This window comes from Streptomyces alkaliterrae (assembly GCF_007097205.2).
GTDB classification, from domain to species: domain Bacteria; phylum Actinomycetota; class Actinomycetes; order Streptomycetales; family Streptomycetaceae; genus Streptomyces; species Streptomyces alkaliterrae.
The window spans coordinates 1-8,142 of sequence record NZ_VJYK02000247.1; the positions used below are offsets into that span (position 1 = coordinate 1).

Annotated in this window: 7 protein-coding genes and 1 CRISPR repeat array; all 7 genes read right to left on the bottom strand. The window is 70.7% G+C overall.

The genetic code is table 11. From position 1 onward, the window contains the following. Positions 1-389 precede the first annotated feature (389 nt). Positions 390-1,456: direct repeats of the CRISPR family, unit length 29 nt; unit sequence GGGACCATCCCCGCGTGCGTGGGGAGCAG. Between the two features lie 798 nt (positions 1,457-2,254). Continuing rightward, positions 2,255-2,605, bottom strand: a complete 351-nt coding sequence (cas2e, locus tag FNX44_RS20130) for a type I-E CRISPR-associated endoribonuclease Cas2e (protein WP_143649862.1) — start codon at positions 2,603-2,605, stop codon at positions 2,255-2,257. Next, positions 2,602-3,591 (bottom strand): type I-E CRISPR-associated endonuclease Cas1e, encoded by a 990-nt coding sequence (gene cas1e, locus FNX44_RS20135; RefSeq protein ID WP_143649864.1) that lies wholly within the window; start codon positions 3,589-3,591, stop codon positions 2,602-2,604. Before cas1e ends, cas2e begins: the two co-directional genes overlap by 4 nt. A 30-nt stretch (positions 3,592-3,621) precedes the next feature. Further along, positions 3,622-4,365 (bottom strand): type I-E CRISPR-associated protein Cas6/Cse3/CasE, encoded by a 744-nt coding sequence (gene cas6e, locus FNX44_RS20140; RefSeq protein ID WP_143649866.1) that lies wholly within the window; start codon positions 4,363-4,365, stop codon positions 3,622-3,624. Next, on the bottom strand, positions 4,365-5,063 hold the full coding sequence (gene cas5e / locus FNX44_RS20145) for a type I-E CRISPR-associated protein Cas5/CasD (protein ID WP_143649868.1): 699 nt from the start codon (positions 5,061-5,063) through the stop codon (positions 4,365-4,367). The genes cas6e and cas5e overlap by 1 nt, the downstream gene beginning before the upstream one ends. Then, on the bottom strand, positions 5,060-6,268 hold the full coding sequence (cas7e, locus tag FNX44_RS20150; protein WP_143649870.1) for a type I-E CRISPR-associated protein Cas7/Cse4/CasC: 1,209 nt from the start codon (positions 6,266-6,268) through the stop codon (positions 5,060-5,062). The genes cas5e and cas7e overlap by 4 nt, the downstream gene beginning before the upstream one ends. 57 nt (positions 6,269-6,325) lie before the next feature. Further along, the gene (casB, locus tag FNX44_RS20155; RefSeq protein WP_143649872.1) at positions 6,326-6,985 is read right to left on the bottom strand and encodes a type I-E CRISPR-associated protein Cse2/CasB; all 660 of its coding nucleotides are present in this window, start codon (positions 6,983-6,985) and stop codon (positions 6,326-6,328) included. Next, the coding region (casA, locus tag FNX44_RS20160; RefSeq protein WP_143649874.1) for a type I-E CRISPR-associated protein Cse1/CasA at positions 6,982-8,142 on the bottom strand (1,161 nt) is incomplete at its 5' end. The genes casB and casA, both read right to left, overlap by 4 nt.

The following is an 8,142-nucleotide window of genomic DNA, read 5'->3' on the forward strand; positions in this document are numbered from 1 at the left end:
GACTGAGCGACGCGGCCCACACGAGTGAAGGGGCGCCGAGCCCACTCGCTCCTCACAGACCAGACTGGTCGAGGATGGCCATCAGCTTGCGCCGGCACTTCAGTTCCGCCCGCAATGCCGCCCCCGCCCTCGACGAATCTGGAAGTGATCACCTTTGAGAGGACGTCAGTACGATCGACCGCAGGCACGCACCGGTCACCAGGACTGAGCGACGCGGCCCACACGAGTGAAGGGGCGCCGAGCCCACTCGCTCCTCACAGACCAGACTGGTCGAGGATGGCCATCAGCTTGCGCCGGCACTTCAGTTCCGCCCGCAATGCCGCCCCCGCGGCACCTGGCCGCGCACGCGGGGAGCAGCACCCGGCTTCATCGACTTCCGGGTCGTCGAAGGGGCCATCCCCGCGTACGCGGGGAGCAGTTCACCTGCCTTAAGCCCCGCCAACTCATCACGGGACCATCCCCGCGTGCGCGGGGAGCAGGCAGCCGTGGTCTGGCACGAACAGTACGACCAGGGGCCATCCCCGCGTGCGTGGGGAGCAGGGCGGTACCCGTGCCGTCGTCGCCGGTGGCGAGGGACCATCCCCGCGTGCGTGGGGAGCAGTACTACCCGGACGACCGCGGCGACCGGCAGTTGGGACCATCCCCGCGTGCGTGGGGAGCAGAGCGCCCGGACGTGGTTGCAGTAGTTCCGCACGGGACCATCCCCGCGTGCGTGGGGAGCAGTGGACTCCCGTCAAGGAGTAGAGCCCCTGTCGGGGACCATCCCCGCGCGCGTGGGGAGCAGACATCGTTGCGCTTACCGGCGTCGGGCTAGTCGGGACCATCCCCGCGTGCATGGGGAGCAGCTACCAGCGCGCCCTCGACAACGTGAAGCGCGCGGGACCATCCCCGCGTGCGTGGGGAGCAGGAGCGCTCCCCGAGGCCGGCCCTCAATCCCCCGGGACCATCCCCGCGTGCGTGGGGAGCAGGAGCGCTCCCCGAGGCCGGCCCTTGATCCCCCGGGACCATCCCCGCGTGCGTGGGGAGCAGTCTTCATCGTGCCGGCGGACGTGGACGACGCCGGGACCATCCCCGCGTGCGTGGGGAGCAGTGGTGCTGGAGGGGGTCGGCCGGCAGCTCCACGGGACCATCCCCGCGTGCGTGGGGAGCAGAGGGCGCCGTGGGTGCCGCCGCCCCGGCCCTGGGGACCATCCCCGCGTGCGTGGGGAGCAGCTGCGGTCGTCGCGGCGCTGAGCTGAGGAGGGGGGACCATCCCCGCGTGCGTGGGGAGCAGCACCGGCAATCTCATCTTGATCAATGAGGTGGGGGACCATCCCCGCGTGCGTGGGGAGCAGCGCCGCCAGTTGGAGTCCCAGCGGTTGACGGCGGGACCATCCCCGCGTGCGTGGGGAGCAGCGCACCGGATGCCGCTCCTTCAGGACACTCCGGGGACCATCCCCGCGTGCGTGGGGAGCAGGCTTGGTGAGCTGGGGGTTTAGGGCGGCGGGTGGCCGCATTGAGCAACTATTGGAGATTCGGACATTTCACTTCCAGCTCCCCCGGGAGCGGTCTGTGGAGCGGCAGGCGGTCGCTGCTGCGTGCGCAACCGGTCACGAGCATCGTGGCCAGTCCGCCGTGGCGCGTCGCGACGCGACGACCTGGGGATACGAGGTTGCCCTGCGGGCGGAGCGCGGCCAGCGACGGCGCACCAGTGCGCACGTCGGCAAACTCCGCGCGCATCGCCACAGGGTGAGTAACTACCCGGGCACGAGTGATCGTGTCGATCAGGCATTTGACGATTCGTCAGGAGTAGGACATCCTGCTGCGCGTCGGCGGCTGGGGGCGCCCGGTGAGGCAGCGGAAGTACCGAAGGGGCGAAATGATTACGTTCTTGGCGTTTGCCATGTTTGGCGTGGCTCTTGGGTGGCTGAAGATGTGCTCGGTGTCCATGTGCTGTGACCACTGTGGTCAGGCCGGAGGCGTACACCTGGTGCTGCGGCGCAGGGCTCGTGTGCCGGAGGCCCAGCCTGCTCGGGGCACCTCTGGCGGCGGGGCGGCAGGCTGGGCCCGGGAAGCCCCGCAGCGGCGGGGAGCACTGGAACGGCCACCCGCTCCCTTGTGCCCGGGTAGGGACCATCCCCACGCGTGTGAGGAGTATGCCGGGGAAGGCGACCGCCCTCCTGCTGGAGATGTCCAGCAGGGCCAGTCTAATGAGGGAATGACGCGGCCTAGGAGTTGAGGGGACATGGTGGCGGTTGGCCTTCACCGGGCGGCTTCAGCCGCCGTAGCGGCGGCGTCGGGCGGCTTTGCTCCAGCCTTTGCGGGGTGGAGCAGCGACGCGATGGGCTGGGGTGTCGGTGGGGCGGCGGATGAGGGTGAGGCCTTCGTGGTCGACGGGGTGCCAGTGATGGTCGTGGGTTTCGAAGGTGTAGCCCTGTTCGTTGTCGGTGGTGTGGGTGAGTAGCGCGCGGCCCTGGCCGGCGTACTCCTTGACCTCTGCCCACAGGGCGTCGCGGATGCGGGTGGACGGGCTTCCGACGAAGACGCCGGGGGAGATCTCCAGCAGCCAGCGTGTGAGGAACCCTCGAAGTCCGGCAGGGCAGTTGGTGAGGACGATGACTGTCACCAGATGATCCCGTCGCCGTGGTTGCGTCCGGACTCCACCTCGGTGCCGCCGTCACCCTGGAGGGTGACGCGGTCCCGGAGCGGCTCGTCGTAGCCCGTGTGGTCGGGGGCCTCACCGCGGCCTGCCGTGTGGGGGGTGGGCGCGCCGGGGCTGAGGAGTTCACGGATGTCGTCGACGCAGCGGTCGAGGAGGCCGGTGGTGTGGATGCGGTCGCGCAGGGCGCGGCGGACCCGGGGGCCGATGTCCTCCTCGTCCTCGGCGACGGTTTCGAAGGCGACGGGGATGCCGATCTCGGTTTTGTAGAGGTCGGCGATGTCGAGTGCGAAGGACAGTTCGTGTCCGGAGTGGACGAAGCCGAGGCCGGGTGAGCAGCCGAGTGCGGCGATGACGGTCTGGGCTACGCCGTACATGCATTGGCCGGCTGCGGTGACGGCCTGGTTGGGAACGTCGCCGGAGGTGAAGTCGCCCGGGGTGTAGCGGCGTCCGCGCCAGGTGACGCCGGTACGGGCGGCCTCGCGCCGGTAGCAGGCTTTGACGCGGTCGCCTTCCAGGCCCAGGAGTCGTCGGCGACTGCACCCGTCGGGGTCTTCGTCGGGGAAGCGTTTGCGGTACATGGCGCGCGCGACTGCCAGTCGGCTGCGCGGGTTGGCCCACAGGACCGCCTGGGCTTCGACGAGGTGCGCGGAGCGGCTGAGCGCACGCCCGCCGGAGTACCACCGCACGCCGTGCTCACCGACCCACACCACCGCCGCGCCGCTCTCACCGAGGAGGCTCATGGCCTGGTGGGTGACCCGGGTTCCGGGCCCGAGCAGCAGGGCACCGATCGTGGCGGAGGGGAGGTGGCGTACCCCGTCGCCGTCCTCGGCGGTGATCGCGTTCGCCTCGCGGTGGACGACGCAGCGTTCCAGGTAGACGAAGGACGAGCGGTCGCCGACGCGGGTGAGTTCGCGAGGACCGGAGGGGCGGCGTTGGCCGACGGTGGTCATGTGCTCGCCTCCTGGCGGGGGTTGGGGTGGTCAGGGCAGTGGGGCGAGGGTCATGAGGCCGCAGCCGTACGCTTTGGCCTTGCCGAGGCCGAGAGTGAGGGTGCGACGCAGCGCCTCGGGGTCGGTGACCTCCAGGCGGCCGTCGAAGGTGACGGTGACGAGGGTGACCGGCGCTGCCCGCTTCCCCACCGGTGGTGCGGACTTGGTGAAGGACAGGTCGCGACGATTGTGGACGACCACTTCGTACCCGTCCTCCGGGCGCCCGGTGGCGGGCGGGTTCTCACGGCTCAACAGGCGGAATCCGGCGGCCTCTTGTCGTTTGGTCAGCCAGCCGAGCTGGTGCCGGGGGGTGACGTGGGCGGTGCGCTTGGTCGGCTCGCCGGCGTGGCGGCGCACGGAGTGCACCGGGTTCGCGGTGAGCCGGAAGGCGAAGGTGTCGCCTTTGGCGAGGCGGTTCAGGAACGGGCGGTAGTGGTGGGTCTGCCAGCCGGGCTCGCCTGTGGTGGCTGCCCGGTGCGGCCAGCCGGCCTGCTCGACGAGATGGGTGAGGTCCGGTTCGGACTGGCTGACGACGTAGAGATGGGCTTCGGCCCTGGAGATGTGGTCCAGCCGCCACAGGGCTCGCGGCTGGTCGGCGGGCGTGTCGTCGGCGCCGTGCCCGGCGAGCACTTCGGGAAAGCCGAATTGGACGGCGGCGTGTAGCCGCTGCGGGGATTCGAGCAGGCGACGTGCCCCGGTGCGCGCGGTGTTGAGACGGAAGCGTGTGAGGTGCATCAGTCGCCCTCCAGCAGGGCTGTCGGGTCGTGGGCGGGCACCACGGCGCGGCGGCGCGGCACCGTGCCGTGCCGTACCGTGCGCAGCGCGTAGGTACGGCGCCGGGGGTCGAAGCTGACAGGCTGGTCGCGTTGCGTGTCCCCGGGCGGATCGTTCACGCCGGAGTCCACCACGGTCACCAGCTCGCCGATGCCGAGCCGGTCGGCCCGGCGGCGGTACCAGGGGGAGGCGAGCCACTCGTGTTCGCGCAGGGCGGCTTCCAGGGTGATGTCGTGCCGCACTCCCAGGTCGAGGCGCCGGGACGGCGGGCAGGAGCGGCGGCCCAGGTACGGCAGGTAGTGCGGAGCCTGTACGGCGGTGTGCAGCGTTTCGATCAGCTCGGTGTCGCCTTCCAGCGCGGTGAGGAAGACGGCGTCGGCGAGGTAGAAGCGCTCGGAGATCGGCATCGGCTTGTCGGTCACCTGGTGGTGTGCGGTGTGGAAATCCCTGACTCGTGTGCCGGGTTGGTCGACGCGTACACCGAACCGCAGGGCCGCGAGGTCGCTGAGGTCTGCGGTGCGGGGGCGCCCCTGGGCTGCGGCGAGGAGGCCGAGTACACCGCTCTTGGTGGGCGTCGTCTCGGTGGTGCGGCGGGCGAAACGGGCTGAGGAGCCCCAGGACTGGAGCGGTCCGGCGAGTTGGAGCAGGAGGACGCTCACCGGTCGTCGCTTCCCTGCTGCCGCCGGATGACCTCGGTGCCGACCTGGGTGACCAGTTCCTCCAGGTCGACCCGGGGGCCGACCACGTCCAGTTTCCGGGTGTTGCCGCCCACACGCAGCACCCAGGTGTGCTCGGCCTGCTCGCCGTAGGCCGCCTCCAGTTCGCCGATGTGTTCCGCCAGGCGTTCGCTGGCTTGGCGCAGGTGGCCGCCGGACTCGACGAGCGTCGGCTCCTCGAAGGCGCCGACGAAGCTGACGGGTCGGCTGCCTCGGAGCTTGACGACGACGGCTTCGGGAAGCGTGTTGTGGGCGAAGGTGTTCACCTTGCCGCTGGGCAGGGAGATGAGGAAGCCGCGGAGGAAGGCTTCCACCGCGCGGCGGACCGGCTCGCCCGGAGCGGCGTCCTCGCGGAGCCCCTGCCCGAGGTTGTCCGCCAACCGATCCACGTCGAGTGCCGCGTAGCGGTACAGGGTCGCGGAGTTGAACTCCACCGTGCCGATCATGCCGGCTCCGGACTCGGCGTCCTCGTTCCGGTCGTCCACGGCCGTGTAGTAGTCCGATTCGGTCTCGACGGCATGGACGCTGATGGCATGCGCGACCTGCGCGGCGGCGTCCACGTTCACGTCGGCGCCGTCGGCCACCATGCGGCCGAACAGGGCGATGTCGATCGAGTGCCGGCTGTCGGCGACCTGTCGGGCTCGCGCTTTGTTCTCCTTGTCCTTGAGGAACGCCTTGATGTCCGACCTGCCCTCGATCGCCAACTCCGCAAGGCCTCGGCGTTGTGAGGCGCTCAGGAACATCAGGTACGAGGACTCCGGCGCCGGCTCCGCGGCGTTCTCCGCTTCCTCCTTCTCCTCCTTGTTCTTGTTCTTCTTCCGCTTGGGGACCGCGAGCTTGCTGCCGGTGCCCGCCTCGACGACCGCTGACGCCAGCTCCCAGGACTCTGCCTGGTCGATCGTCTCGTCGAGCTCCCGGATCGTCTCCCCGATCAGCTCGGCCACCTTCTTCGTGCGTACGCCCAGTTCGCTGGGGTCGAGCAGGTCCGCGAACGCCTTCCGGGTGGCCCTCTTCCACGCCTGGCTGGACACGCGCGACCGCCGTACGCCGCCGTAGAAGGCGGTCTTGGGGGTGCCGGTGTCGTCCCGGTTCAGGTTGCTCGGCGGCACGGTCTGGAGTACGTGCAGGTCGAGGATGGTGCGGCTCACGGTGCTGTCCTTCGCTGAGATGGTCGACATCAACGGGCGGGGTCTGGGTGATCCGGTTCAGCCGGCGTCGCGGGAGGTGTCCGTCCCCTTGGATCCGCCTCCGTCGGAGTCGGTGGCTTTCGGCGGGCGCCACGCGTGGAATCCACGACCCCACTGCTGGCGCACGCGCGGCGCCAGCTGCGGCACCTGCACCTGCGCCAACTGATCCGCCAGGAAGGCGTAGTCGAGTGGCACCTCCTGTCGGCGCAGCAGTAGGACGAGTTCACGCAACCGGTCCGCCCGGATCGCTTCGGAGGTGGCCGTACCCACTCGTACGAAGCGACGCCGCAGCGGTTCGTCGATCTCCCCGGACGGCATCAGCATCCGCACAGCGGCACCCAGCTCGTAGCCGGTGCGGTGCATCCGGCGAGAACGCTGGGACTGCTGATGCAGTGCGTACAGGGTCACAGCTGTGTGAACGGCGACCGTTGCGCGCTGCTCCGTCTTCTCGTCCGCGAACGGGCCCTGGGCGTAAAGGCCCTCGGTGCCGGTGAGCCCGTACAGCTCCGGAACCTCCTCCGGGGCCTTCCCCGCGCCGCGGCGTAGTTGTGCGAGGCGGGCGACCGCACTGGGCGTGTCCCTGAGATATGCGTCCTGGAGCGGGCTGAGGAACGCTTCCACCGTGCGTCCGACCAGCCCTGGTTCACGCCTCCAGGGGGCGGGGGTCGTGCGGCTCATACGGGGTTCTCCTCAGTCGGCTGCGGCTGCGCCGATTCGTCTGGCGTGACGGGGGCATCGGACCCGTCCGGATCGTCGGGAAAAGCGCGGGAGAGAGCTGTGCGTAGCCGCCGCCGGAAGGCGAGGTCTGCGCTGGCGGTGTTGAGCCAGAAGCTGCCCGCCTTCGCCCGGACCGTCCGTCCCTCCCAGGCGTCGTCGCCGGCGTCCGCCACCAGGTCGCGGCCCAGGGTACGGATGTGCGTCAGTGCGAGCTGCTGCCACGCCGTACGCACCCCCTCGGGGTCCTGACCGGGCCGGAGACCGGCCAGCCAGCCGCGGAACGGCCCGTCCAGGGTGCCGTAGCCCAGGTCGCGGGCCTCCTGGCGGCGGGGCTCGTGGTCGGCGCCCGCCGCGCGGGCCAGATCCGTGGCCAGGTCGCCCAGCGCGCGGACCGCGTCGTCGGCGTCGGACACCGCTTTCACGGCCGCACCGCCCAGTCCGGCGTCGGCCTCCTTCAACAGCACCACGGGCATGCTCACACTGTCGTCGACCAGCTCGTCGATGACCGACTGCTGGGTGCCGTACACGCAGCCGAAGAGACGTGCCCGGACGGGGAAGTCTTCCTCCAGCTCGGACTCGTCCGTCAGCAGGGCGAGCCATTCGAGCACGCCCGGCCGTTTCCCGGGGGCAGCTTCCTGGCGCTGTGCCGTCGTGGTCTGGCCGCCGCCCGGCTGCCCGGTGACCAGGGCGGCCAAGCCGCGCCACGCGCTGCGGGAGGGGTCGTGAGTGCGGGGCATGTAGACCAGCGGCAGACCGTGCTTCTTCTCCTGCGCCTCGCTGCGGCGCCATCCGCTCATCGGCTCCCGGCCGTGCATGTTGTGCGCGGCGAGGGCGTCGCCGTAGGCGAGCAGAACGCCGTGCACGCGGTTGCCGTCGTGATGGAGCCGGACACGGCGGGACTGCCAGGTGTAGAGGTCGCGCGGACCAGCCGGTCGAGTCGCCGCCTCGGCCGCGGGGCGAGGGGCCGGCCCGGGCGGCCGGGGGCGGCGCCACACAGGCATGTCGCCGGCGCCCTGCCGCAGCAGTTCCTGTTCTTCGCGGGCGACGAGATTGAGGAGCAGGGTCTCGCGGAGGGTGCGGCCTTCGACCAGGACGCCGCCGAGGTTGCCCGCCCATCC